The sequence below is a fragment of the Pedobacter heparinus genome (assembly GCF_032678725.1).
GTDB classification, from domain to species: Bacteria; Bacteroidota; Bacteroidia; order Sphingobacteriales; family Sphingobacteriaceae; genus Pedobacter; species Pedobacter heparinus_A.
This window is the reverse complement of record NZ_JAVTSC010000007.1, coordinates 29717-55776: the sequence shown is the minus strand read 5'-3', so window position 1 is coordinate 55776 and position 26060 is coordinate 29717. Positions and strand designations below refer to the sequence as shown.

The following is a 26060-nucleotide window of genomic DNA, read 5'->3' as shown; positions in this document are numbered from 1 at the left end:
AAGGATTGTTTGCTGTAAATATAAGGCTTGAAAATGAAATTTAAGAACAGAGTTTTTAACAGTTCCCTGCAATAAGATTATCCTTAATCAGGAGGGACATCCATCATCCAAAGTATTCAACTATTTTAACATTGTTTTAAACAATTTAATTATTTAGATTGTAGATATATGGAACCCCGGATTTTTGCTTCTGGTGGCATGATTTTGGTTATTAATGAGACTCTGAGCATTTCAATTTAGATTAGTTTGAATAAATATATACGCAAAAGCCTTAAAATTCTGCTTTGGATCATCGCAAGCGTTATCCTGCTGGTTATCCTTATTGCCCTTTCTTTAAATATTCCTTTTGTCCAGAATTTTGTAAAAGACAAGGCAATTGGTTACCTGAAAGACAAAACCAAGACGGAAATCAGCCTGGAAAGCATAAAAATCGGTCTTCCCAAAGATATCATACTGAACAAATTTTATATTGAAGACAAAAAAGGTGATACCCTGCTTTACGCGCAGAGGCTGGCAGTCGACATCAGCCTGTTTAAACTGCTAAATAATAAAGTGGAGGTGAACAACATCACTTTGCAGAAAATAAGGGCAAATGTAACCCGCATAAATCCCGACACTTCCTTTAATTTTTCCTTTTTGGTAGACGCCTTTATGTCCGACCAGACCAAGCCTGAAGAAGAAGTACAAAAGGACAGCACCTCTACCCTTAGGTTTTCGGTCAGTAAAATCAACCTGGAAGACATTGGCATTGTTTACCGTGATGATGTTGCTGGCAACGACATGAAGCTCAATCTTGGGGAGTTTAAAGCCAATATTAAAGATTTTGACCTGGACAACCAGCATTATGTGATCAAAACGCTCTCCTTAAAGAACACGTCCGTTAAATACCTGCAACAAAAACCACTCACCCAATTGCAGGCCCACCTGGAAAACAGCATTGATACGGCTAAAACAACATCAGGAAAACTGCCGTTGGTAGAGATTCAAGACTTCATCTTCAACAACATTAAAATAGGCTTTGACGACAGGCTCTCAAAAACAAGTGCTGATGTAGATTTAAACAGTCTTGCCATTACCAAACTTCTTGTTGATCTGACCAACAGCAAATACCAGGTTGAAGAGGCGAAGCTAAACAACAGCAAAGTAAATTTTAACTCCGGTGAATCGGACATGAAGGCAAATGCCGACCTAAAAGAATTATCTTTCAATAAACTGATTGCAGATGTACAGCACAGCAAATACCAATTGGGAGATGTAGCGTTAAACAGGTCAAATGTGGCTTTTTCATTTAAACCAGTATCGGTTAAGCAAGGCGCCTCAAAAATGGATACTATAGCTAAAACTCCAGGAATTGCCCTGATGGTAAATTCACTTAACCTGGCCCAAAATCAGGTTAAATTTGACAATTATGCAGAAAAGCCTGCCAAGGGAATGGACTTTAACCACCTGCTGATCAACCAACTTGGCTTACAGGCAGAAAAACTGACTTATAGTGATGCCGGGATTAAAGTGAATGTAAAATCGGGCTCGATGAAAGAAAAGAGTGGTTTTGAACTTCGCAAATTAAAGGGAGACGTAGCTTACTCCGAAAAACAAACAAAGATCAACAATCTTATACTTCAAACGCCCAACACCAATATCGAGAGCAATGCACAGCTGGACTATACGGCCATGGAAGACCTGACCAAACATCCTGAACGGGTAAAAATATACATGCAGGTCAAAAACACAACCATTGGATTAAAAGATGCCGCTTATTTCAGTGATGCTGTTCCGGTAAACTACCGCAATGAAAAAATTAAGCTGAACGCCCTTGCCCATGGTTATATGAATAACCTGGTGATCCCTAAATTACAGGCAGATGGCTTAAAAAGCACACATATTGATATCAGTGGCACAGCAAAAGGCTTACCGGATGTAAACAAAACTATATTAGACCTTAACATTAAGAGATTTGCACTCAACAAGAGTGATTTACTGGTACTCATCCCTAAAAAATCATTGCCGGCAAACCTTACGCTACCAAATACCATTAGTGCTACAGGTAAGTTTAAAGGTTCAATGACCAATTTCAACACAGGTTTTAATATCAAAACCGATATGGGCACTGCAAACCTGCTGGCCAGTATGAAAGGGCCTAAAGGCCGGGAAAGTTATACCGCCAACATCAACCTGAACAATTTTAATGTTGGGCGCTTGTTAAAAATGGAGCCGCAACTGGGCCGCATCACGGTAAAAGCCAATGTTAAAGGAACCGGCCTGGATGCAAAAAAAGCTTCGGCCACCCTGAGCGGGCAGGTACTGAGTGCTGATTACAATAAGTATACCTACCGCAACCTGATATTAAGCGGCACTTATAAGCAGCAACGATTGGATTTGAAGAGCAGCATGGCCGATACCAATGCAAATTTTGCACTTACTGCCCAGGTAGATATCTCCGGTAAATATCCTGCCATAAAGGCCAATGCAGACCTGAAACAGGTTGATCTGCAAAAGCTGAACTTTAGTCCAACGGAGTTTAAACTGGCCGGGACAATTAAAGCCGATGTAAAAACTGCTGATCCGGATTACCTGAATGGCGACATTATGGCAAATGGCCTTCAGGTAGTCAAAGATGGTCAACGCTTTAATGTAGACACCATCATTGTTCATTCCGAAGCCACTGCAGACCACAACCTGCTCACCTTAAAATCAGAATTTTTAAGGGCTAAAATAGATGGCAAGTACCAGTTGACCAATCTGGCTGCTGCCATGATTAACCAAATCAACAAATATTACCAGTTTGGCACAGTAACCAAAATACCTGATCAGCGGTTCAGATTTTACCTAAACTTTTACAATCCCAAGATCCTGAAAAACTTTGTAGCTGAACTGACCACCTTTGCACCTTCACGTATGTGGGGCTTACTGGACACCCAAAAAGACAGCCTGGTTATGAATGCCGTATTCCCTCAACTGGTTTATGGAAGCTACCGGGTAGACAGCACCCGTTTAAACATCAACAATACAGACCAGAAACTGAATTACAAACTCACCATCAAGAGCCTGCAAAGCCCTGCACTGTCCTTTTTTAGTAATGAGATCAGTGGTACTGCAGTTAACAATAACCTTGACCTGAATGTATTTTTAAGGGACAGCAAACGCAGGGAAAAGTATATGCTGGGCGGCACATTTAAATCCATCAATAAGGATTACCAGTTTAGCTTTGACCCGCAAAAATTGTTGTTGAATTATGAAAAATGGACGGTAGCCCCCGAAAACTACCTGCAGTTTGGTGCTTCAGGTATACTGGCCAATCAGTTTAACCTGAGCCAGGGCAAGCAATTGCTGAGCATTAACAGTGAAAGTAATACACCCAATGCTCCGCTTAAACTAGAATTTAAAGATTTCCAGATAGAAACACTGACCCGCTTTGCCGAAGCTGACAGCGCAATGGCCGGTGGCTTAATTAATGGTACCGTGAATGTAAAAGACCTGGTGGGCACGCCTAAATTTGAGGCAAACCTGACGATAGACCAGCTCCGCTACCAGAAAGATATGCTGGGCACTTTACGTATTGCAGTAAACAACAATACCGAAAATGCTTATGAAACCAATATCGCACTCTCTGGTGTACATGAACTGAGGGCGAGTGGTTTTTATTATACTGCCCCTCAAAGCGCATTAGACCTTACTTTAAATATTGATAAAATAGATTTAAAAGCTGTAGAAAGTCTTTCTATGGGCCAGATCAGGAAAGGCACAGGAACCGTAAACGGACAGCTTTCTATCAAAGGCAGCCTGGATGCGCCTAAGGTTCTGGGTGATCTGAAGTTTAACCAGGCAGGCTTTAACGTGGCTTATGTAAACTCATTTTTCAGGATGCCGAATGAAAGCATCAGCTTTACGGATAATGGGGTCGTGTTTAACAAGTTTACCATCCTGGATTCCCTGAATCAAAAAGCGGTAATTACAGGCGGGATTCTGACTAAGGATTACAAAGACATTAAGTTTAACATGGACATCCGCACCAATAACTTCCGGGCGTTGAATTCTACCGCTGAAGACAATGAGCTGATCTATGGAACGGTGTATTTAACCAGCACCATTAAAGTGCGTGGCGACCTTAACCAGCCTAATGTGGACATGAATATCCGGGTAGAAGACAAGACTAAATTCTTTTTTGCCATGCCTCCCGATGATCCTTCAGTAATTGATCAGGAAGGTATTGTACAATATATTGATTTCGACGCGCCTCCGTTCAATGGAAAAAAGGCCCTCTCGGTAGCCGATTCTATTAGTAAATCACCGATAAAGGGGCTTAACCTGAGTGCGACCATCAATATAGACGAAGGTGCAGAACTGAATGTAGTAGTTGATCCGACAAATGGTGATGCCTTAAAAGTGAAGGGGCAGGCTACACTGGCCGCCACGATGGACCAAAGTGGAAAAACCAGCTTAACCGGGCGTTATGAAATCTCTGATGGCAGTTACAATTTAACGGTTGGCCCGGTAAAGCGTGCTTTTAAACTACAGCAGGGTAGCAATATTGTCTGGACCGGTGAACCTACCGAAGCCAATGTGAACCTGACCGCCTTATACGAGGTAAATGCGGCCCCGATAGATTTACTGAATGACCCGAGCAATGTGCAGGCTAAAACAAAACTGCCCTTCCAGGTATACCTGATCATGACCGGCGAATTGTTGAAACCCATCATTAAATTTAAAATTGACCTGCCTGAAAATGAACGTGGAGCACTAAGCGGAATAGTTTACACCAAGGTACAGCAGATCAACACCGATGAAGGTGAACTCAACAAACAGGTATTTGCCCTGCTGGTGCTGGAACGCTTTATTGCCGACAACCCTTTCCAAAGTCTGGCAGGCGGTGGAGGGGGCATTTCCAGTATAGCCCGGTCCAGTGTAAGCAAATTGCTGACCGAGCAGCTGAACAACCTGGCATCCGACCTGATTAAAGGGGTCGACATCAATTTTGGCGTCAACTCATCTGAAGATTATTCTACAGGTAAACTGGAACAAAAAACAGACCTGGAAATTGGCTTATCTAAAAAGCTACTGAGCGACCGGCTCATTGTTACCGTAGGCAGCTCATTTGGACTGGAAGGGCCACAGCAGCAGGGACAAAGCTCGACCAATATTGCAGGTAATGTGAACATCGAATACCTGCTTTCAAGAGACGGCCGGTACCGGTTAAGGGCCTACCGCCGCAACCAGAATGAAGGGGTTATAGAAGGCCAGATCATCGAAACCGGGTTGGGATTTGCACTGGTTGTAGATTATAATAAATTCAGGGAAGTATTTCAGAAATTCTCTAAAAAGAAAAGATTAAGACAAGAACAGCGCGACAACAATGAGACAACTAACTAAATACGGCATATTTATACTTACCTGTATAATCTGGGCGGGCTGCAGTACAACGAAAAGTCTTAAGCCTGGCCAGATCTTATATACTGGTGCGGACATTAATATCAATCCGGACTCTTCGGCCAGAATAGACGATCAAAAAGAAGTAAAGACAACACTGGAAGAAAAAACCCGGCCAAGGCCCAATAAATCTTTACTGGGGATAAAATTTAAACTGGGTTTATACAACCTTGCAGGTGAACCCAAAAAACCCAAAGGGGGATTAAGGAACTGGCTCCGCAAAATCGGAGAACCACCAGTATTACTAAGTGAAGTAAAAATCCCTTATAACAATGCGGTATTAAAAAGCTATCTCATCAGCCAGGGCTACCTGCAGGCAGAAGTTAACGGAGATACCGTAATCAAAGGGAAAAAAGGCAAAGCGGTCTATACCGCAAACACCGGTACAAGATATAAAATCAACACCGTTACCTTTCCACAAGACAGCACAGGCGTTACTGCGGTAGTGAATGAAACCAAAGATAAAACACTGCTGAAACCCGGCAACAATTATGACCTGGATGTTTTCAAAAATGAACGCATCAGGATAGACAATGACCTGAAAGAAAAAGGCTATTTCTATTTTAGTCCCGATTACCTCATTTTACAGGTAGACAGTACCATCGGAAAAAACAAGGTTGACATCAGGTTAAAAGTAAAAGACATTGCACCTGATGCCGGGCTAAAACCTTATACCATAAAAGACATCAACATTTATCCGAACTATACCTTAAGAAGAGACAGTATACTGCGCAGAACTCCCCCTGAAGTATATAATGATTTTAACATCTACGACCCCAGACATACTTTTAAACCTGGCTTGTTCGACCGGCTGGTCTTTTTTAAGAAGGGAGAGGATTACAATCGTACCGACCACAACAAATCGCTGAACCGTATGGTAAACATTGGTGTTTTCCAGGCTGTTAAAGCGGAATTTTTACCGGTAGACAGCCTAAGAAACAACCAGTTAAACCTGAACATATATTTAACACCCTTAAAGAAAAACTCACTGACGTTTTCCGTTACGGGAACCAGTAAATCAAACAATTTTGTTGGCTCAGAACTGAAATTGACCCAGACTACGCGAAACCTGTTCAGAGGGGCAGAGCAATTGGATATCAGTGCCAGTGGCGGCTTTGAAACCCAGGTTAGCGGGATATCCAAAGGCCTGAATTCCTATTCTTTTACTACTGAAGCAAAATTGACCTTTCCAAGGTTTATTACGCCGTTCGGTAGCATAAACAGCACCAATAATTTTATTCCGAAAACCATTGCCTCCATTTCTTACCAATTGCTGAGCCGGGGTTCATCGTATAACCTCAATTCTTTCAAAACTGAATTCGGATACAACTGGAAAGAGAACTTGTACAAAGAACATACATTCAACCCAATTTCTGTAAATTTTGTCACCTCTAAGGTAACAGCAAATAATCCTGACAGTCTGTTTGATGCCAACCCTGGTTTGAAAAAGAACCTGGAAGACCAGTTCATTATCGGTAGCAATTACAATTTTACCTATACCAATCAGATGATTGAATCCAAAAGGAACAACATCTATTTTAACGGGGGATTAGAAACCGGTGGAAATGTATGGGGCATGTTTACCTCTAAAAATGATGCCGGTAAAAAATCTGTATTTGGAATTCCAATTAACCAGTTTGTGAGGGTAGAACTGGATCTCAGGGATTATTATAAAATCACAAAAACCATCATCTGGGCCAACCGCCTGAACCTGGGTTACGGCTATGCTTACGGCAACAGCAGTTCATTGCCATTCGTGCGCCAATTTTTTGCTGGGGGAAGTAATGACATCCGGGCCTTTGCGGCGCGCTCTTTAGGCCCGGGAACCTATAATTACAGAGATCACCTACCACCGGGTGATAATGGGACTTATACCGATCAGAGCGGCGACATTAAGGCTATGCTGAATACCGAACTGCGTTTTAAACTAGTGAGCATATTACATGGCGCCTTATTTGCGGATGCCGGCAACGTATGGCTAAGAAAAGAAGACCTCGGCACACCAGCAACAGCAACCAGTGATGAAATTCCAGGTAAGCCAGGTTCAGGTTTCAAGTTTAAAAATGCGTTAAGCGAAATGGCAGTGGGTACCGGGGCAGGCCTTCGCATTGATGCCACCATTTTTGTGATCCGGCTGGATGTGGCCTTTCCTGTCCGCAAGCCTTACCTACCTGAAGGACAGCGCTGGGTATTTGACCAGGTCGATTTCGGCAGTAAAACCTGGCGTAAAGAGAATTTAATTTATAACATTGGCATAGGATATCCTTTTTAACCATGACATTTTTAAGAAAAGCCAAACATTTTGTTAAAGCAACAGCCCATCTGTTCATCGCCGCAGGAAAGGGCTTTATGGAAGACCGTGTCATGAAATTGAGTGCTGCACTCGCCTATTACACCATTTTTTCGCTCACACCATTGATCATCATTGTCATTTCTGCAGCAAGTTTATTTTTGGGTAGTCCGGATCCCGGAAGCGCTGAACTGAATCCGCAGGAAGAGCTTTTCTCTGAAATCAGTGATCTGGTAGGTGCTGATGCTGCTACCCAGCTACAAACCTTTGTAAACAATGCCAACACCACCGGAAAAAGCACTATAGGCCTCATCATAGGAATTGTGACCTTAGTAATAGGTGCAACAGCCATTTTTATAGAAATCCAGGACAGCATCAACCTCATCTGGAAGGTAAAAGCAGTACCTAAAAAGGGATGGAAAAAACTGATCACCAACAGATTGTTGTCCTTTTCGCTCATCGTGTCCCTGGGTTTCCTGCTGCTGGTTTCGCTTGTTATCAATAGCGTGGTTGTTGCCATTGGCGATAAACTGGGCTACCTTATCACTTCCAGTAAATTAGGAGAATACATACCGGTCGCTGGCGACACGACCACCTTACTGATCACTATTTTAAACAATGCCATTACACTGGCTGCTGTTACCGCTGTATTTACCATTATATTCAAGGTATTGCCTGATGTTATGCTGAAATGGAAACCGGCCATTGTGGGCGCCCTGTTTACTGCCCTTCTTTTCAGTTTGGGCAAATACCTTATTGGCATCTACATAGAAAAAGGCAATCCAGGCTCAGCCTTTGGCGCAGCAAGCTCGCTTATAGTCATCCTGCTATGGGTATATTATACTTCCATCATCCTTTATTTTGGTGCAGAGTTTACCCAGGCTTATGCCGAAAGATATGCCAAAGGGATTATGCCCAGCAAATACGCTGTGCATACAAAAACCGTGGTTATTGAAAAAAAGGTGGATGTATTACCTCCTCAGCATCCGGAGGACACTAAAATATAGTTACACGTACCGGGTGATCTTATCAATCAGCTCCTGTTCCAGAAAAGGCTTCAGAACCAGGTCATTCATACCTGCCTTTAAATAAACATCCCTGTCTTCCTGTAAAACATGGGCCGTAATGCCTAAAATCGGGATGGTTGATTTTTCGAAATCCCCATTATACCTGATTTCGTGGGTCAGCTCTACCCCACCCATTACAGGCATCTGGATATCCGTAAGAATGAGATCGTAGTTGTTCTTTTTATAGAGTTCCAGTGCTTCTTTGCCGTCGTATGCACAATCGTATTTCATCTCCCATTTTTTCAATACCGTTTGGGCAAGCAATACATTCATTTTATTATCGTCCACCAGCAAAATGCGTTTTCCTGCAAGCTTGTGCGGACCAGCCGACCCGGGCTCCTCCTTTGTAATTTGCTCTTCTTTCAATTTGCTGATTTCGTAGGGGATCTCAAAACTGAATATGGAACCTTTACCTACAACACTGTTTACGCTAATTTTACCGCCCTGCAATTCCACTATTTTCTTGCAGATGGCTAAACCTAAGCCCGTGCCCTGTTGCATGGACTTGCCGGAAGAATACACCTGGGCAAATTCATCAAATATAAATCCCTGATCTTCGTCGGCGATTCCAATACCTGTATCCTCAACCTGTACTTTTAACAGCGCCTGCTTTTTCCCCTGGACAACCAGGTTAACTTTTAAAGTCACTTTACCACGGGCAGTAAATTTAATGGCGTTGGTCAGTAAATTCATCACCAGTTGTTTTAGCCGGAGACGATCACCCAATAAACAGCTACCCTTTTCCAGCGAGACTTTATTTTCGAGCAAGATGTTTTTATTGATAGCCAGCACATTCATACTGTTAAAGACCTCCATGATCTCATCTTCAGGAATAAACGGAACACTTTCCAGGTTTATTTTTCCTACTTCATATTTTGAAAAATCCAGGATTTCATTGACCAGCGACAACAGCATCTCCGATGAATTGCGGATGGCATCCACCTGGTCCTTTTGTTCGGCTGTCAGCGTACTTTGGCTCAATTGTTCTGAAAAGCCCACCACCGAATTCAGGGGAGTCCGTATTTCATGGCTCATATTGGCCAGAAAACGGCTCTTGGAATGTGAATCCTGAGCAGCCCTTTTGCCGAGGCCAATCAATACCTTTTCGTTTTTGTAGAGCTTAATGATGTTATACAATATAATGACTACCAGGCTTACCAGTAACAATACATTGATGATGGTAATTCCGTCCAGGGCTTTAATGTCTTCCAGCAATTCATTTCCTATCAGGGCCCTACCCTCAACAATATAAGTTATTTCCTCCTTTTTAAAAGTCTGTAAAATGGAAATGATCTCGGTTACCAGTTTATTATTGAGCAGTAAAATGGCCTTTTCATCACTTCTCAGTTTATTCGCATTCGCATACAGCTGCTTGTAATAGGCTTCTATTTTTTTGAGCTGTTGCTTATTAAAACTCCTCACATCCTGGTTTAAAACAACATTTTTTTCTGTTTTAATAATGGTAAGCGAAGTATCAATATTTTTATTTTTACCAGAAAAGGCGTCAGCAAGCCGACCAAAGAACTTCTTTCCGGGTACCGGCTGGTGTTTTATTGTATCAAAACTGGTAATGGTTTTTATCTGTTTTTTGGCCTTAGGTAAAGCGATTTCGGCCTCTGCCTCCCTTTCTACCAAGCCCAGTTGCGAAAAGCCAATTACTAAACTATCAGTCAGTTTTCTAAGTTTTAAATAACTTTCTGTTTTTTGCTTTTTTTGCTTCATCAGCCTTTTAATATCGGGCGTCAGTACATTATCATCAACATTGATGTTCAGCTCACTTAAATAAGTAGAGACCTTTTGAATCTGCACAGAAAACTTCCTGATGTATTCTCTGTCAGCAGTTACAGCATACAAACGGGAGTTGTTCTCGGCCTGGTAAAGAATATAAATGCAGCTGTCTACCTTCGAATAATCTTCATGTAATTTGATCAATTCAGCAGCATTACGCTTTAGCGCATTCATTTTATCATACCTCAGGTACAAAAAAAATGCAAAAAGGAAGAGTACGAGTATTAAAAATACAACCAAATAATACCGTATAGGCGATCTTTTCGTGGCGTTGAGGGGCATAAAAACTTTTAATTGACTACAGTGATTAACTGAAGAACTTATTAAATTATTCTATCAAGAGGGATTCGATCAGAATACAAGTATAAATCAAAAATTTTATAAATCGCCTATAACAACCTAAATATTAAGCAACATCCAGGTTATTTTCTACATCCTCATCAGCAGTTACCGGCTCCGCCTTTATTTCATCTTCAGTCACTTCATCTTTCTCTATACGCAGATTTCTGATGATATGCTGCTGCCTGTCGGGCGTGTTTTTACCCATATAATATTCCAGCAGGTTCTTAATGGTCTGGTCTTTCAGAATTACAGGATCCAGCCTGATGTCTTTACCAATAAACAATCCGAATTCATCAGGAGATATCTCTCCCAAACCTTTAAAACGTGTTATTTCTGGTTTATTGCCCAGCTTTTCAATGGCCCTTTTGCGCTCATCATCACTGTAACAATAAATGGTCTCCTTTTTATTTCTTACCCTGAACAAAGGTGTCTGAAGGATGTACACGTGTCCAGCACGTACCAGATCGGGGAAGAACTGCAGAAAAAACGTCATCATCAGTAACCTGATGTGCATGCCATCCACATCCGCGTCAGTAGCAATAACGATGTTGTTGTAATGCAAGCCGTCCAGCCCGTCTTCAATATTTAAAGCATGCTGCAAAAGGTTAAACTCCTCGTTTTCGTATACTACCTTTTTGGTGAGTTCATAACAGTTTAAGGGTTTTCCTTTTAAGCTAAAAACAGCCTGACAATCCACATCCCTGGATTTGGTGATCGATCCTGACGCGGAGTCACCCTCGGTAATAAATAGGGTTGTTTCATATCTTTTATCGTGGGTACTGTTGAAATGAACTTTACAGTCCCTCAGTTTTTTATTGTGCAGCGAAGCTTTTTTAGCCCTGTCATTGGCTAGTTTTTTTATCCCCGCAATGTCTTTGCGCTCACGTTCCGATTGCAATATCCTTTTTAACAGTGCATCGGCAACATCCGAATGTTTATGCAGGTAATCATCCAGTTCCTTTTTTACGAAATCATTGATAAAGGTTCTTACGGATGGGCCATCCGGGCCCATATTCTGTGAGCCCAGTTTTGTTTTGGTCTGTGATTCAAAAACCGGCTCCTGTACACGTACCGATATGGCTGCAATGATGGAAGACCTGACGTCCGAAGCATCATATTCTTTTTTGTAAAACTCCCGGATGGTCTTTACTACCGCCTCCCTGAATGCAGCCTGGTGCGTTCCACCCTGTGTGGTATGCTGCCCGTTCACAAAAGAATGGTAATCTTCGCCATACTGCTGTCCATGTGTCATCGCAATTTCGATGTCGTTTCCAACCAGGTGGATAATGGGATAACGTATACTTTCTACATCTGCATGTTTATGCAGCAGGTCGTACAGCCCCCGCTCCGAAAAATATTTTTGATTGTTAAAGTTAATCGTCAGCCCCGCGTTCAGAAACACATAGTTCCAGATCATACTTTCTACAAAATCAGGGATATAATGGTAGTTTCTGAAAATGGTTTCATCCGGATAAAAAGTTATCGAAGTACCATTACGCTGTGTAGTATCAATTATAGGATGATCAGTTACGATCTCACCCTTAGAGAATTCGACTTTCTTGGTTTTGTTGTCGCGATAAGACTGCACCACAAAATTGGTAGACAAAGCATTTACAGCTTTTGTACCTACCCCGTTTAGTCCTACTGATTTTTGAAAGGCCTTGCTGTCGTATTTACCACCAGTATTAATTTTAGAAACACAATCGATGACCTTCCCTAATGGAATACCACGGCCATAATCCCTTACATTTACTTTCTGGTCAGAAACAGTGATTTCTATGGTCCGGCCCGAACCCATCACAAACTCATCAATAGAATTATCCACAATCTCTTTCAGCAAAACATAGATCCCGTCATCCTGGGCCGAGCCATCGCCCAGCTTGCCAATATACATACCGGGACGCAACCTGATGTGTTCCTTCCAGTCAAGAGAGCGTATACTATCTTCATTATAATTCGGTTCTGCCATGATGTAAAATGAGTAGAATTACAAATTTAACGTAATATGCGTTTCAATCAACCACAAAGTATTAACAAATGCACATTTTTCCTATAAAAATGCGGCATAAGCAAAAGCCCGAATTAATGTGTACCTTTGAGGCGAAACAATATTCTATTGTTGCTAAATATTATACATTAAAATACAAACACATTGTTATTCAAAGAATTAAATCTGATTGAGCCCATCTTAAACGCGCTGCAAACAGAAGGTTATACACAACCTACCCCTATACAAGAACAATCCATTCCATCTATATTACAAAGCAGAGATTTATTGGGCTGCGCACAAACAGGAACCGGAAAAACTGCTGCATTTGCCATTCCTATGCTGCAGCTGCTAAGTAAACCGCATACCAATACCAAGATCCACAAGACCATCAAAGCCCTGGTGTTAACACCAACGCGTGAACTGGCCATACAAATTGAAGAAAGTTTTAAAGCTTATGGCAAAAACCTTCCCATCAAACACCTGGTAATATTTGGCGGAGTAGGTCAGAAGTCACAAACCGATGCTTTACACAGAGGTGTAGACATTCTTGTTGCCACGCCTGGCCGCCTGTTAGACCTCATGAACCAGGGCTTCATCAATTTGCGTGATATAGAAATTTTTGTATTGGATGAGGCTGACAGGATGCTGGATATGGGCTTTATACATGACGTAAAGAAAGTGATTGCCAAATTGCCGGCTAAAAGACAGACCTTGTTTTTCTCGGCCACCATGCCTAAAGAAATACAGACCCTCGCCAACACCATACTTACCAATCCAGTAAAAGTAGAAGTTACGCCGGTTTCCTCAACGGCAGAAAAAATACAGCAAGCGATCTTTTATGTAGAGAAAAACGACAAAAAAGGATTGCTGATGCACATTCTGGAAGACAAAACCATCGAAACAGCCCTGGTATTTGCGCGTACAAAACATGGTGCAGACCGTATTGTTAAAGACCTGGTTAAAATTGGGGTAAAAGCAGAAGCGATCCATGGTAACAAATCACAAAATGCAAGGCAAAGGGCTTTGACAAATTTCAAAGCCAAAACAACCCGCATCCTTGTGGCTACCGATATTGCCGCACGCGGTATTGACGTGGATGAGCTTACCCATGTGATCAATTACGAATTGCCAAATATTCCCGAAACTTATGTACACCGCATCGGCCGTACTGGCCGTGCTGGCTTAAGCGGCACTGCCCTTTCGTTTTGTGATGCAGAAGAGAAAGAATTTTTAGATGATATTGAGAAACTGATTGGCCTGAAACTTCCTGTAACGGAAGATCATCCTTTTGCCATGAGCTGGCAGAGCCTGATGTCTGGTGCTGCAGCGGCTAAAGCTAAGGGTAAGGCAAAACCTTCCAGAGGACAACGTCCGGAAAGAGGCGCCCGTCCTGAAAAGAAAGAACGTGAACCGAATTTGAGCGGCGCGAAAAAAACGCCCGCAGCCGCTGGCAACCGCCGATGGTGGAAGAAATAAAAAAAAGCCTGCTTCATGGAAGCAGGCTTTTTTTTTATTATCCATTTTTATTCTTTCGTTGTATCCGGTGCTTTTCCGATCAGTTCCATAAACTGGTCCAGTTTTGGTGTAATGATAATCTGCGTACGCCTGTTCTTGGCTTTCCCGGCTTCCGTATCATTAGCGGCCAGTGGATTATACTCACCTCTTCCTCCGGCTGTTAAACGTTTCGGATCAACTCCATAGGTGTTTTGCAAGGCCTGAACCACCGATGAAGCCCTCAGTGCACTTAAGTCCCAGTTGTTACGGATATTGACCATCGAGATCGGCACGTTATCCGTGTTACCTTCAATCAATACATCGTAATCCCGGTAATCCTTAATGATCTTGGCAATTTTACTCAGGGTCTCACCTGCTTTAGGCAAAATCTCGTAACTGCCCGATTTATACAGCATATTATCAGAAAGCGAGATATACACCACACCTTTTAATACCTGAACATCAACATCCCTAAGTTCTTCCCGGCTCAACGAGCGGGTAAGGTTATTGGTCAGTACCATGTTCAGCGAGTCGCTTTTGTTTTTGGTATTTACCAGATGCTGAATGTATTTGTTGGAAGAGTTGATCTCATCAACCAATTTTGAAATGTTTACATTTCCCTGGTTTGAAGAGGTTAAACACTTGTTTAGCGCAGCCTGTAAACCCGCTGCATTTTTTCTTTCAGCAGCAATCTGCTCTTCCAGGCTTTTAACCCGTGTTGAAGAACCGGAAAGGTCTTGCTGGCTACCCTGGAACTTTTGGTTCAGCTCCCGGCTCCGTTGTTGCAAATTGTCATATTTTGATTGCAGCTCATTGTACTTTTTATTACTTACACAACCCTGAAATAAAATGGCCAGGGCTACTGCAGTTGTCAACATTGAAAATTTCATACTTTATTTATTTAATAAACATTAATGAAAGCAGCATAACACTAACAAATTTAAGGCCACGAAAAGCAGGCGTGATTTTTCTAAACTTTTTTAAACTCCGGTTGTTATCTCCTTTTAACATCTTATTACAAACAACTGACCAACAAACAAATACCACAAAGAGCAAGCAAACCAATATAAATTAATATATCCTATGAAAAATTTAATGAACAAATTGACGATTGTCGTAATGGTATTCGCCATTGCGGGTACAGCTTTTACCGGCTGCAAAAGCAAACCAAAAGATGCAGATCTGAAAGCTGCCATCGAAACTGCGCTACAGGCAAACCCAAATGCCTCTGCCGCAACAGTAATTGTAGACGATGGCGTGGCCACGCTTAGCGGACAGGTTCCGAATGAGGCAGCAAAAGATGAGCTTGGTAAAACTACCGCAGCAATCGCTGGTGTAAAATCAGTGGTAAATAACCTTACTCCTGCAGCGCCGGTAGATATTGCTATGGATGATCCGCTGACTGCTGCAGTTAAAGATGCAACCAAAGACTTCCCTACCGTTAGTGCAACTGTATCAGCGGGTGTAATTACCTTAACAGGAGAAATCCAGAAAGCAAATCTTCAAAAACTGATGATGGCACTACAGGCCCTAAAACCTAAAAAGGTAGACAATAGTCAATTGGTAATTAAATAATAACAGGAGGAAACAAAATGGCTTTACAAGATAAATACAAAGAACTTATAGATACCGCCAATACTGCCGGTGTAAACAATTTAAATGTACGGGAACAAGATGGTGTACTCTATATTGACGGAGCAACCAGCGGCGCTGTGAAACAACAGCTATGGGACACTTACGAACGCCTTGATCCAAATTATGCTTCAGGCGATCTGGTTATGAACATCAACAGTGTTGCCGGGGTTACAGAAGGCAGCAAGCTAAAAGTAACTACCAACAGTTCTAATTTAAACATCCGTAAAGGACCCAGTACCAATGATGATATTGTTGGAAAAGCAGCCAGAAATGAAGTAGTGACCCTGGTAAGCAAAGCCAACGACCAGTGGTGGCAGATTAAAACAGATCAGGGCGAAGAAGGATATTCTTATACGCAATACCTCACACCACTAACTTAGCAACAATGCTCTAAATAGCGCCTGCGATTTTTGATCGCAGGCGCTATTTTTTTACAACAAATTCAGATCACTTAATTTGTCTTCCTGATTTTTATAATCCTCAGCCAGTGCATCACCTTCATGACCGGATAAGTGGGATCAAACTCAAACCATCGCGAAGCAAAGTTCGGGCTGTTGGGCTTTTTATGATGATTATTCTGGAACAACTCCCCCAGCATTAAAAAATCAAGTGGTAAAGAGTTCTTGCTATGGTCATTATTATCATGGTTAGCATAACCATATTTATGTCCGCACCAGTTTACAATTGCCCCATGTATCGGCCCCATTAAAAAATGGATAGGAAGCAATAAAAACATCCACCAGTAAGTCGCAAAAGTTACGTAGAACCAAATGTAAAAACTGATAAAGAGGATACGTGTAATCCAGGAATCACCGATCTTATCAATCAATGGCCAGGAAGGATAGTTATCCCTGAACTGCTCTTCCGGTTCCACATTATACTTTGAATAATTCAGGTAAATATTTTTGGTCTGGATCATCATCCCCCAAACATCTTTTACAAAATGAGGGGAGTGCGGATCTTTTTCGGTATCACTAAAGGCATGATGCATGCGGTGCAAAATGGCATATGCACGCGGATTCAAAAAAGAAGAACCCTGCGATAAAAAAGTAATGAGGTAAAAAAACTTCTCCCAGAAAGTATTCATCTTAAACATCTTATGCGAAGCATAGCGATGAAGGAAAAAAGTTTGGGAAAAGAGGGAGAGAAACCAGTGTGCAAGAAAAAAAAATAAGATGATCATATAAGACTCTAACGGATATGGTGTTTATTTAGTTGTAAATATCTGTGAAAATGACGCCCAGATGCCTTACCTTCCAAAATCATCCTGAACCCTGACAATATCGTTCTCATCCGAAGGATTTTCCAGATCGGTATGCTGCCATATCTCCGAAACAATGCCCCAGTCGTCCAATCCAATTAAACGGTGACGTTCGCCTTGCTTTAATTTAATGGTTTGACCCGGCGAAAGCTGTTGCACTTCACCTTGCTCATCAGTATCACTGGTACTTACCCCAACCGTTCCGTTCACCACTCTCCATATTTCTGCACGGCGGTGATGGTACTGCCAGGAAAGCCTGGTATTTGGGGCAACGATTAATATTTTAGGGCTCAGCTTACCTGAAATTTTTAAGTCATCAACATTAAGTTTATCAAAGTACACATTGGCAAACTGTTGTGCCTGTTCTTCATCGATTACAAAAAAACCACCCCATGGACGGGTCTCATCACGGTTAACAACATTAAAACCTTCAATTTTTAAACGCTGTGCTACACTGTCGAATATTTCTTTTTTCTGATCTGACATTTATCTTCGGTATTTATAATCCTCAAACTTAGATAAAATGCTCAAGCATTTAAGAATACAATTGAAAAAAAATTAGGATAAACGGTCAATATCCAGCAGGTCGGCATTCAAATCCGCAATCAGATCATACAATAACGCTACATTTTTATCATCCGTATCTACCTTATGATCCAGCAGGTCTGAATACTTATCCAGAAACTCATCATCATAAAACTCATCAGGCAGTTCAATTTTTTGGAGCCTTAACTGACTTGCAGTATGGTACAACAAGCGGGCTATGGTAAAATAAACTGCATTTAAATTCACCAGCACATCGTCATAGTCCTTATTTTCCCAATCGATAATGTAAATGTAATAATTGTCAGAAGCGAGCTGGTTATACGCTTCATTATCCATCACCTCAAACTCGTCCAGGTTATTGATCATGAAAAAAGTTTTTGAACAGGTGATCACCCTATCTATCGAATTCAGTAACAATTGCACCACTTCATCATCCACAGCCTCTAACAGCTCAAAATCCTCTGCAGCAATGGAATCCGGCTCAATCAAACCCTTCAGATCAGACAATTCCTTTTCGTAAGCCAATAAAAAACCATACTTGCAATATTCACTTACAATAAAACTCAATACATGGGGTACCAAACCTTTTATCTCGTCTTCCAAATTCTTTTTCTGTTAATAATAGCGTCTGAAGTTAATTACATCCTGCGACTTTACAAAATACCAGGAATCAGAAAGATCAGCTTAACGAAAATTCAACAAAACTGAATTATTTCTGGCAGAAATCGAAAGCCCGTTTTCGCATTTGTACTTACCTTCACCAATACAAACCATGCACACCAATTCCAAAAAAGTATGACGACCAAGATTTTTAACCCGATTTTAAGATCTAGACCCATATTCAAACTGATGGTCCTGAAAAGAATCATTGTATTCGCTTCATTAGTAGTTTACTGCGAAAATGCGCTCGCACAAAGCACGTCCATCAACAAAAAGGACTTTGAAGCGATCAATCTCAGCTATCCTGGTCTGAAAAAAACAAACCAGCTTTTTACTGCAGGAAAATATGACGATGCCGCTAAAGCACTATTGGACTATTATAGAAAAAAAAGCAAGGTTAAAGAACCAGACTTCAGCAATGCCGAAAAACCAGCGGATATCCACCAACCTATTGACAAGGTTACACAGGAAATGGCCGACAAAGCTTTACTCCACCAGTTTCAACCTCATAAGGGATACGGCTATTTTGATTATGGCAAGGACATCAACTGGCAAATGTGGCCGGTAAAAGACAACGAAGTACGCTGGCAGCTGCACCGTGTAAAATGGTGGCAGCCAATGGCCCTGGTTTATCATGCCACAGCCAATGAAAAATATGCTAAAGAATGGATTTACCAATACAGCGACTGGGCCCGGAAAAACCCACTAGGACTATCACAGGATAATGATAAATTTGTCTGGCGTCCACTCGAAGTTTCTGACAGGGTACAAAGCCTGCCCCCAACCTTTAGCCTGTTTGTAAATTCACCTAATTTCAGTCCGGCTTTTTTAATGGAGTTTTTAAACAGCTATCAGCAGCAGGCAGATTATTTACCAGCAAACTACGCCAAAGAGGGAAATCATCGTTTATTTGAAGCACAACGCACGTTATTTGCCGGAGTATCATTTCCCGAATTTAAAAACTCCCCCAAATGGAGGCAAAGTGGCATAACCGTGTTAAACACTGAGATCAAAAAACAAGTATTCGCTGATGGGATGCAGTTTGAGCTTTCGCCGGTTTACCACGTAGCCGCCATCGATATATTCTTAAAAGCTTATGGTTCTGCACAACGGGTTAACCTGGAAAAAGAATTTCCGCAATCCTATGTACAAACCATAGAAAATATGATCATGGCACTAATCAGTATTACCCTGCCTGATTATAACACCCCTATGTTTGGCGATTCCTGGCTTACTGATAAAAGCTTCAGGATGAAACAGTTTGCCAGCTGGAATAAAATTTTCCCAAAAAATGAAGTGATTAGATATTTTGCCACAGATGGTAAAGAAGGTAAGGCGCCGGGCTTTTTATCAAAAGCACTGAGTAATGCAGGTTTTTACACATTCAGAAGCGGATGGGATAAAAACGCAACCGTTATGGTACTAAAGGCCAGTCCTCCGGGAAAATTTCATGCCCAGCCAGATAACGGAACCTTTGAGCTTTTTATTAAAGGCAGAAACTTTACGCCGGATGCTGGTGTATTTGTTTATAGTGGAGACGAAGCCATCATGAAACTGCGCAACTGGTACCGTCAAACCAGGATACACAGCACATTGACACTTGACAATCAAAACATGGTGATCACCAATGCACGGCAAGATAAATGGCAAACGGGTAAAAACCTGGATGTACTTACTTACACTAACCCCAGCTATCCGGAGCTGAACCATCAGCGCAGCGTGCTGTTCATCAATCAACAGTACTTTCTGGTCATTGATAAGGCCGTAGGTAAAGCTACGGGAAACCTTGGCGTACACTGGCAACTAAAAGAAGACAGTAAAGCCATTTTTAACCAGGCAAAGAACCAGGTCTATACCACTTACGGAGATGGCAACAACTTATTGATACAATCCCTAAACAAAGATAAGGTAAGCCTTAAAGAAGAAGAAGGCAAGGTATCTTATGTGTACAACAAAGAACTAAACCGGCCGGCATTTGCATTTGAAAAAGCTAAAAAAGACAACAGCACGCAAACATTTGTGAGCATTATTTATCCTTACAGCAGCCAGAATGCACCGGAAATCAGCCTAAAAGAAAATGCCGGAAATGATTTTGAAAAGGGGACCCTCAACCTTACACTGAGCATTGACGGGAAAAAACAAGAAATCCAGACAAGCTTTTAATTAATTTTGATGAAAAAAACAGCTTTCCTACTTGTGGCATTCCTACTGGCAGTTCAATCTTCATTTGGGCAAAAAAAGCCCAATGTAATTATTGTACTCACAGACGATATGGGTTATGGTGATCTGGCTTGTTACGGCAATCCCCTTTTCAAAACACCCTTTCTGGATAAAATGGCGAGTAAGGGGGTATTGGCCACTAATTTTGTAACCACCTCTCCTACCTGTTCCCCATCCAGGGTATCAACCCTTACCGGGCGGTATTGCAGCCGGTCTAACATGCCACGTGTTATCGGGCCTGGAGCCAAGACTGCAATTCCTGATGAAGAAATTACCATTGCCGAAATGCTGAAAACCTCAGCTTACCGTACCGCTTGTATAGGTAAATGGCATATTGGCGATTATGGTACAGGATTGCCCAACAAACAAGGTTTCGACTTATTTTACGGCATGCTGTACAGCCATGATTTCAGAGCACCTTATGTAAAAACTGATACGGTTATCAAAATATTCCGGAACCAAAGCCCGGAAATATACCGTCCCAATGATACCATACTCACTAAGGCCTATACGGGAGAAGCCATAAAATTTGTGAAAGAATCGAGCGCAAAAAAACAACCTTTCTTTTTATACCTGGCTTACAATATGCCTCATTTGCCAGTGGCCAGCGCAGTTAGAAAAGACAGCAGTAAATCTGCCGGAGGCGAGCTGGGCAGTGTGATTGAAGAAATGGACACGGAAATGGCCAAGCTCTGGAAAACCCTGGAAGATAACGGGGAAGCAGACAACACCATTTTTATATTTACCAGTGACAACGGCCCCTGGTTAAATGCCCCCCAACGCATGTATGACGACGGAATTACCAAACCTTATCATGTAGGCACTGCAGGTATTTTCCGAGGATCAAAAGCGACTTCCTACGAAGGTGGACACCGGGTACCTTTTATCGTCTACTATAAAAACCGTACGGCTGCCCAAGTAGTGCGGACTCCTATATCCAACCTGGACATTTTACCAACTATTGCAGATTGGACCGGAACTGCCTTACCTAAACGGGTACTGGATGGAGAATCTGTTGTTAAGCTATTGTCGCAGAAAGACTATCAAATCCCACACAAACCCATCTATTACTTTAACTACGTACTGGAAGGTGTAAAAGACGGAGACTGGAAGCTAAGGATAACTAAGCAAGATGATAAAAATGTAGAAGAAATGTTCCATCTGGGCTGGGACCCTACAGAACGTTACAACTTATACAATGATCCAAAGTATGCCAGGGAACAAAAGCATTTACTGCAACTACTCGGCGAGTATCCGGATAAACGATGATCATTTACCCGCTTCCATTTTTTTCAGATATTCACTCGGCATTACCCCATAGTATTGTTTAAATGCCGTAGAAAAATAAGAAGGTGTATTAAACCCGCAGGTATAAGCGATCTGCGCAATGGTAAATTGTTTAGACAGCATCAGTTCTACAGCTCTTTTAAATCGTATACGTTTTACAAAATCTTTAACAGATTCGCCGGTTATCGCTCTCAATTTTAAATAAAGATTAGACCTGCTCATGCCGATCTCTTTACTGAACTTATCAACAGAAAATTCAGCATCAGACAGATGTAGTTCTATAATTGCAATTGCTTCTTTTAAAAACTCTTCATCAACTGCATTAAACGCTATGTTTTCAGGGACAATTTCTTTACTGGTAGAATAGTACTCCTTCAAACGTTTACGGGAGCGCAGCAAATTGGTTATTTTGGTAGCCAGCAAACTGGTCGAAAAAGGTTTGGTCACATAATCATCTGCACCCATTTCCAGCCCTTTGACCTGCTGACTAGTTTCCGTTTTAGCAGTTAAAAGTATCAAAGGAATATGAGAAGTATTGATGTTCTGTTTAACACGTTTACAAAAATGCAGGCCATCCAGTTCAGGCATCATTACATCACTGATAATCAGATCAAATTGCTGGTTATCTAACATTTCGAGCGCCATTTTACCATCAAAGGCCACAGCTACCTGATAACTTTGGCCAAAAAAATCCTGGAGGTAATCCAAAATCTCTTTATTGTCATCCACAATGAGCAATCTCGTTTCCTTATCTTTTTCATTAGGATCATTGGCTAAAAGCTCATTGTCATCCCAAACGGAGCTGTCTGATGTTATACCCTCATTTTCCGGAACAATCGACAGTTCATAAACCGGGCTTTCCACATGTAAGTCCTTATCATAAAGTGCGTCATCCATTGGTATGCTTACCGTGAAAGTACTTCCCTTACCAGGCTCACTTGCTACGGCAATATGGCCGTGATGCAATTCTACCAAACTTTTGGTAAAAGACAGCCCAACACCAGAGCCCAGATTCATTTCTCTGTTATTAACCTGATAAAACCTGTCAAATACTTTTGCTAAATCCTGCTCATTAATCCCCACACCGGTATCTGAAACTCTTATCAATACAGCCTCATTTTTTGTAAGCAATTCGATACTTACCTGATGATCCGGACTTGTATATTTAAAAGCATTAGACAAAAGATTAAAGAGAATCTTTTCCATTGCATCTTTATCAAAGTAAAAGGCAAGTTTCGCTTCAGTAGAATGATAAGTATAGCGGATATTGCTTTTTTCGGAAAGTGGTTTGAAAGATTCATAAATTTCAAATACAAAACTTACAATGTCACTTTTAGCTACCTTAAGCTGACGGGTACCCATTTCTGTTTTTCTGAACTCAAAAAGCTGATCAACCAGATTATACAACCTTTTGGCATTGATCAACATTAAATCAAGCTTTTTAGAAACTTTATGGGCTGTTGGATTTTTAATCAATTCTTCCAAAGGCGCCAGAATCAATGTTAACGGCGTTCGAAGCTCATGGGATACGTTGGTAAAAAAATCCATTTTCACCTGGTTAATGTAGCGTACCTTTTCTTTATCCAAACGCTCCAGTTTTAACTGGTGCAAGGTCCTTACCCGTTCAGAAGCCTCCCGGTAAACAAAGTAGCCGGCTGCTGCTGTCAATAGACTCATCAGCAAATAAAACCAGGTAGTTTTGTACCATGGCGGTAAAACTGATATCTTCAAGCTCCTTACTGGGCTGGTTTCTCCATTAGGCCCTATTGCCTTAATGTACAGTTCATAATCACCATATGGCAGGTTACTATAGCTTATTTTAAGTGCTTCAGTATCCTGCCATTCCTTATCAATTCCCTCCAGCTTATACTGATAATGGGTACGATTAGCCGATATAAAATTGAAGGTATTAAAAAGGATACTGAATTGTTTATACTCAGGGCTAAGCTCCAATGCCTCCGTCTGGTCAATATGATCGGTTAAAATGTTTGTCCCATCATCGGCACTTACGGTCTTGTTAAAAACGTCCAACCCTGTAAAATGAAGTTTCAATGGAAGTGGCCTTTGTTTCAGTGCTGAGGGGTAGAAATAAGAAATCCCCTTAATTCCCCCAAAAAGCAACATGCCATCCTTAGCTTTATAAAAAGAATATTCATTAAACTGATTGTTCTGTAAACCATCACTTTCATCAAAAGCCTGAAGTGAAGACTGATGATCGGGGTTGAATTTTACCAGACCGCTATTTGTCGAGATCCATAAATTACCCTCATCATCCGGTTGTATACCATAAATGGTCCCCTTCAGAAAATCACTTTCATTTTTAAACGGTAAAAAAGAACGTTTTGCTTCATTGTACAAGCTCAGACCATCCCTGGTACCCATCCATATTCTCTTCTTGCTATCTTCGGTAATACAATTTACAATATCCTCGCTCAATTTTCCATCGCCAATATTTCCAAAAAGCAAATTATCCGGATAAAACTGGGAAACACCATTGGTAGTACCGATCCAGATTCGATGACTGCTGTCTTCAAACAGACAGGTAATGTCGTCAGAGATCAAACGTTTTCCAGCCCGGTCTAAAGAGATGTGTATAAATTTTTGCGATTCCGGCTGAAATTGGTCTAACCCAGAGCGTGTACCTATCCAGATCCGGCCTTTATAGTCCTTCAATATACTGTAAACCAAATCACCGGCAATACTGTTTGGATCATTGGTGCGGTGCAGGTATCGCGTTATTTTGCCAGTTAAAGGATTAAGCAGATTTAAACCTCCTTTATGCGTTCCGATCAGCACATTTCCTGCATCATCAAAATCAATGGCCTTGATGTTGTTTGAGCTCAAGCCGTTTGGATTATTTTCATCAGAAGAATAATAGCTGATGGTATTTTTACCAGGATCCCAATAGTTTACACCTTTATTGTTGGTACCTATCCAAAAGTTACCAGATTTATCCTGTTTGATCACACTGATCACTTCATCATTTAATGAGGGTTTACCCGTATTTTGACTAAGCAGGTTAAATTTAATATCATCCTTGTGGTAATAGCTCACCCCTCCATAATAGGTACCTAGCCACATCCCTTTTTGCCTGTCACGGTAAATACCGCGCACCGAATTCTGACCTATGGTAAAGGGCTGGGAAATCTGATGGCGATAATTTTCGAAAGTAAGGTTTCCCGGGTTTAAAATAGAAAGCCCTTTAAAAGTTCCCAGCCAGATGTTACCATCCGCGTCTTTGTTTATACTTCTGACGTTATCGTCTGCAATGCTATTTTTTAATGCAGTATGCACAAAGGCTGTATTTTCCCGGGTTTCACTATCGTAGCGCAGCAAGCCATGACCTTCAGTTCCAATCCACAGCTCATTATCATCTATAAAAACATCATTGATTCCCGGCTTATCAATACCAAGGTTGATCTGGGAAATATCATTTCTCTTGTCATTTATTTTAAAAAGCCCCACATCTGTTCCCAAAAGCATCGTGTTTTTCCAAACCCCGATATAAGAAATATTTTTAACACCCTTAGTCAGGGTATTCAGGTTCATAGGAACAAACGCTTTTTCACCAGGTTTCAGCCGGAAAATATCGCCAGCAATAGACACTACCCAGATGTTACGTCCGGCGTCCTCGGTCATAGAACAGATGTACCATTCCCCTACGCTGCGAGGCAGTTTATAATTGGTAAAGCTATCCGTTTTATAATCGTAACGGCTGACCCCCTGGTTGCCACCTACCCATAAACTCCCGGCATGATCGATAAAAAGACTGCGAATATAGGAAGACTGTAAAGTACGGCTCTTTCCTTTTACGGGACGATAAACCTTAAAATGCTTACTGTCATACCGGTTCAACCCATCCTGTGTTCCAACCCAGATAAAACCCAGGGTATCCTGCCTGATCGCAAACACGGTACTCTGGGACAAACCTTTGTCTACAGAAATATTTCTGAATTGTTTACCACCTGTTTGTGCATTTGCTAAATGTGCACTGGTAAGCAACCATAAATAGCAGGATAAGATATAAATTTTACGAGCCACAATCAAATTTAACAA

The 26060-nt window shown here is 41.4% G+C and carries 15 protein-coding genes; 8 read left to right on the top strand and 7 right to left on the bottom strand.

The window, feature by feature from the left end; translation table 11 throughout:
* Positions 1-246 precede the first annotated feature (246 nt).
* Genes R2Q85_RS12180 through R2Q85_RS12170 form a run of 3 tightly spaced genes read left to right on the top strand, consistent with a single transcriptional unit; the run spans position 247 to position 8721 of the window.
* Positions 247-5367: a translocation/assembly module TamB domain-containing protein gene (locus tag R2Q85_RS12180; protein ID WP_316812063.1), complete on the top strand. Its 5121-nt coding sequence runs from the start codon at positions 247-249 to the stop codon at positions 5365-5367.
* Complete coding sequence (locus tag R2Q85_RS12175) at positions 5351-7696, top strand: BamA/TamA family outer membrane protein (RefSeq protein WP_316812062.1); 2346 nt, start codon at positions 5351-5353, stop codon at positions 7694-7696. Before R2Q85_RS12180 ends, R2Q85_RS12175 begins: the two co-directional genes overlap by 17 nt.
* A gap of 2 nt (positions 7697-7698) precedes the next feature.
* Entirely contained in the window at positions 7699-8721 is a 1023-nt protein-coding gene (locus R2Q85_RS12170; RefSeq protein ID WP_316812061.1) for a YihY/virulence factor BrkB family protein, read from the top strand.
* On the opposite strand, the gene R2Q85_RS12165 is transcribed toward R2Q85_RS12170, so the two are convergent.
* Together R2Q85_RS12165 and R2Q85_RS12160 are read right to left on the bottom strand one after the other, a co-directional pair.
* Positions 8722-10743, bottom strand: coding sequence for an ATP-binding protein (locus R2Q85_RS12165; protein WP_316812060.1), 2022 nt, complete (start codon positions 10741-10743; stop codon positions 8722-8724).
* Between the two features lie 232 nt (positions 10744-10975).
* Positions 10976-12880 (bottom strand): DNA topoisomerase IV subunit B, encoded by a 1905-nt coding sequence (locus R2Q85_RS12160; protein WP_316812059.1) that lies wholly within the window; start codon positions 12878-12880, stop codon positions 10976-10978.
* 183 nt (positions 12881-13063) lie between these two features.
* Here R2Q85_RS12160 and R2Q85_RS12155 point away from each other — a divergent pair, with 183 nt between their 5' ends.
* Positions 13064-14377: a DEAD/DEAH box helicase gene (locus tag R2Q85_RS12155; RefSeq protein WP_316812058.1), complete on the top strand. Its 1314-nt coding sequence runs from the start codon at positions 13064-13066 to the stop codon at positions 14375-14377.
* A gap of 47 nt (positions 14378-14424) precedes the next feature.
* On the opposite strand, the gene R2Q85_RS12150 is transcribed toward R2Q85_RS12155, so the two are convergent.
* Positions 14425-15285 (bottom strand): flagellar motor protein MotB, encoded by an 861-nt coding sequence (locus R2Q85_RS12150; RefSeq protein ID WP_316812057.1) that lies wholly within the window; start codon positions 15283-15285, stop codon positions 14425-14427.
* 193 nt (positions 15286-15478) lie between these two features.
* On the opposite strand from R2Q85_RS12150, the gene R2Q85_RS12145 reads away from it, so the two are divergent.
* On the top strand, positions 15479-15970 hold the full coding sequence (locus R2Q85_RS12145; RefSeq protein ID WP_316812056.1) for a BON domain-containing protein: 492 nt from the start codon (positions 15479-15481) through the stop codon (positions 15968-15970).
* Between the two features lie 17 nt (positions 15971-15987).
* Complete coding sequence (locus R2Q85_RS12140; protein ID WP_316812055.1) at positions 15988-16410, top strand: SH3 domain-containing protein; 423 nt, start codon at positions 15988-15990, stop codon at positions 16408-16410.
* Between the two features lie 71 nt (positions 16411-16481).
* Here the strand turns inward: R2Q85_RS12140 and R2Q85_RS12135 are convergent, their stop codons facing one another.
* The 3 genes from R2Q85_RS12135 to R2Q85_RS12125 form a co-directional block, all read right to left on the bottom strand.
* Positions 16482-17213, bottom strand: coding sequence for an acyl-CoA desaturase (locus tag R2Q85_RS12135; protein ID WP_316812054.1), 732 nt, complete (start codon positions 17211-17213; stop codon positions 16482-16484).
* A 66-nt stretch (positions 17214-17279) separates the two neighbouring features.
* Positions 17280-17777, bottom strand: coding sequence for a phosphoheptose isomerase (locus tag R2Q85_RS12130; protein ID WP_316812053.1), 498 nt, complete (start codon positions 17775-17777; stop codon positions 17280-17282).
* Positions 17778-17849: 72 nt separating this feature from the next.
* Positions 17850-18440: a hypothetical protein gene (locus R2Q85_RS12125; protein WP_316812052.1), complete on the bottom strand. Its 591-nt coding sequence runs from the start codon at positions 18438-18440 to the stop codon at positions 17850-17852.
* A gap of 246 nt (positions 18441-18686) precedes the next feature.
* Between R2Q85_RS12125 and hepC the strand changes: the two genes are divergently transcribed.
* On the top strand, positions 18687-20660 hold the full coding sequence (gene hepC / locus R2Q85_RS12120) for a heparin-sulfate lyase HepC (RefSeq protein WP_316812051.1): 1974 nt from the start codon (positions 18687-18689) through the stop codon (positions 20658-20660).
* A 9-nt stretch (positions 20661-20669) separates the two neighbouring features.
* Positions 20670-21986: a sulfatase-like hydrolase/transferase gene (locus R2Q85_RS12115; protein WP_316812050.1), complete on the top strand. Its 1317-nt coding sequence runs from the start codon at positions 20670-20672 to the stop codon at positions 21984-21986.
* Here R2Q85_RS12115 and R2Q85_RS12110 read toward each other — a convergent pair whose 3' ends face one another.
* Entirely contained in the window at positions 21987-26045 is a 4059-nt protein-coding gene (locus R2Q85_RS12110) for a two-component regulator propeller domain-containing protein (protein WP_316812049.1), read from the bottom strand.
* Positions 26046-26060 lie beyond the last annotated feature (15 nt).

What these genes read in the sequence shown, in the direction of transcription:
- R2Q85_RS12160 (WP_316812059.1), bottom strand. Translation starts at nt 12,880, where the DNA reads ATGGCAGAACCGAATTATAATGAAGATAGTATACGCTCTCTTGACTGG.
- R2Q85_RS12170 (WP_316812061.1), top strand. Translation starts at nt 7,699, where the DNA reads ATGACATTTTTAAGAAAAGCCAAACATTTTGTTAAAGCAACAGCCCAT.
- R2Q85_RS12165 (WP_316812060.1), bottom strand. Translation starts at nt 10,743, where the DNA reads ATGAATGCGCTAAAGCGTAATGCTGCTGAATTGATCAAATTACATGAA.
- R2Q85_RS12115 (WP_316812050.1), top strand. Translation starts at nt 20,670, where the DNA reads ATGAAAAAAACAGCTTTCCTACTTGTGGCATTCCTACTGGCAGTTCAA.
- R2Q85_RS12150 (WP_316812057.1), bottom strand. Translation starts at nt 15,285, where the DNA reads ATGAAATTTTCAATGTTGACAACTGCAGTAGCCCTGGCCATTTTATTT.
- R2Q85_RS12145 (WP_316812056.1), top strand. Translation starts at nt 15,479, where the DNA reads ATGAAAAATTTAATGAACAAATTGACGATTGTCGTAATGGTATTCGCC.
- R2Q85_RS12130 (WP_316812053.1), bottom strand. Translation starts at nt 17,777, where the DNA reads ATGTCAGATCAGAAAAAAGAAATATTCGACAGTGTAGCACAGCGTTTA.
- R2Q85_RS12175 (WP_316812062.1), top strand. Translation starts at nt 5,351, where the DNA reads ATGAGACAACTAACTAAATACGGCATATTTATACTTACCTGTATAATC.
- R2Q85_RS12140 (WP_316812055.1), top strand. Translation starts at nt 15,988, where the DNA reads ATGGCTTTACAAGATAAATACAAAGAACTTATAGATACCGCCAATACT.
- R2Q85_RS12135 (WP_316812054.1), bottom strand. Translation starts at nt 17,213, where the DNA reads ATGATCATCTTATTTTTTTTTCTTGCACACTGGTTTCTCTCCCTCTTT.
- hepC (WP_316812051.1), top strand. Translation starts at nt 18,687, where the DNA reads ATGGTCCTGAAAAGAATCATTGTATTCGCTTCATTAGTAGTTTACTGC.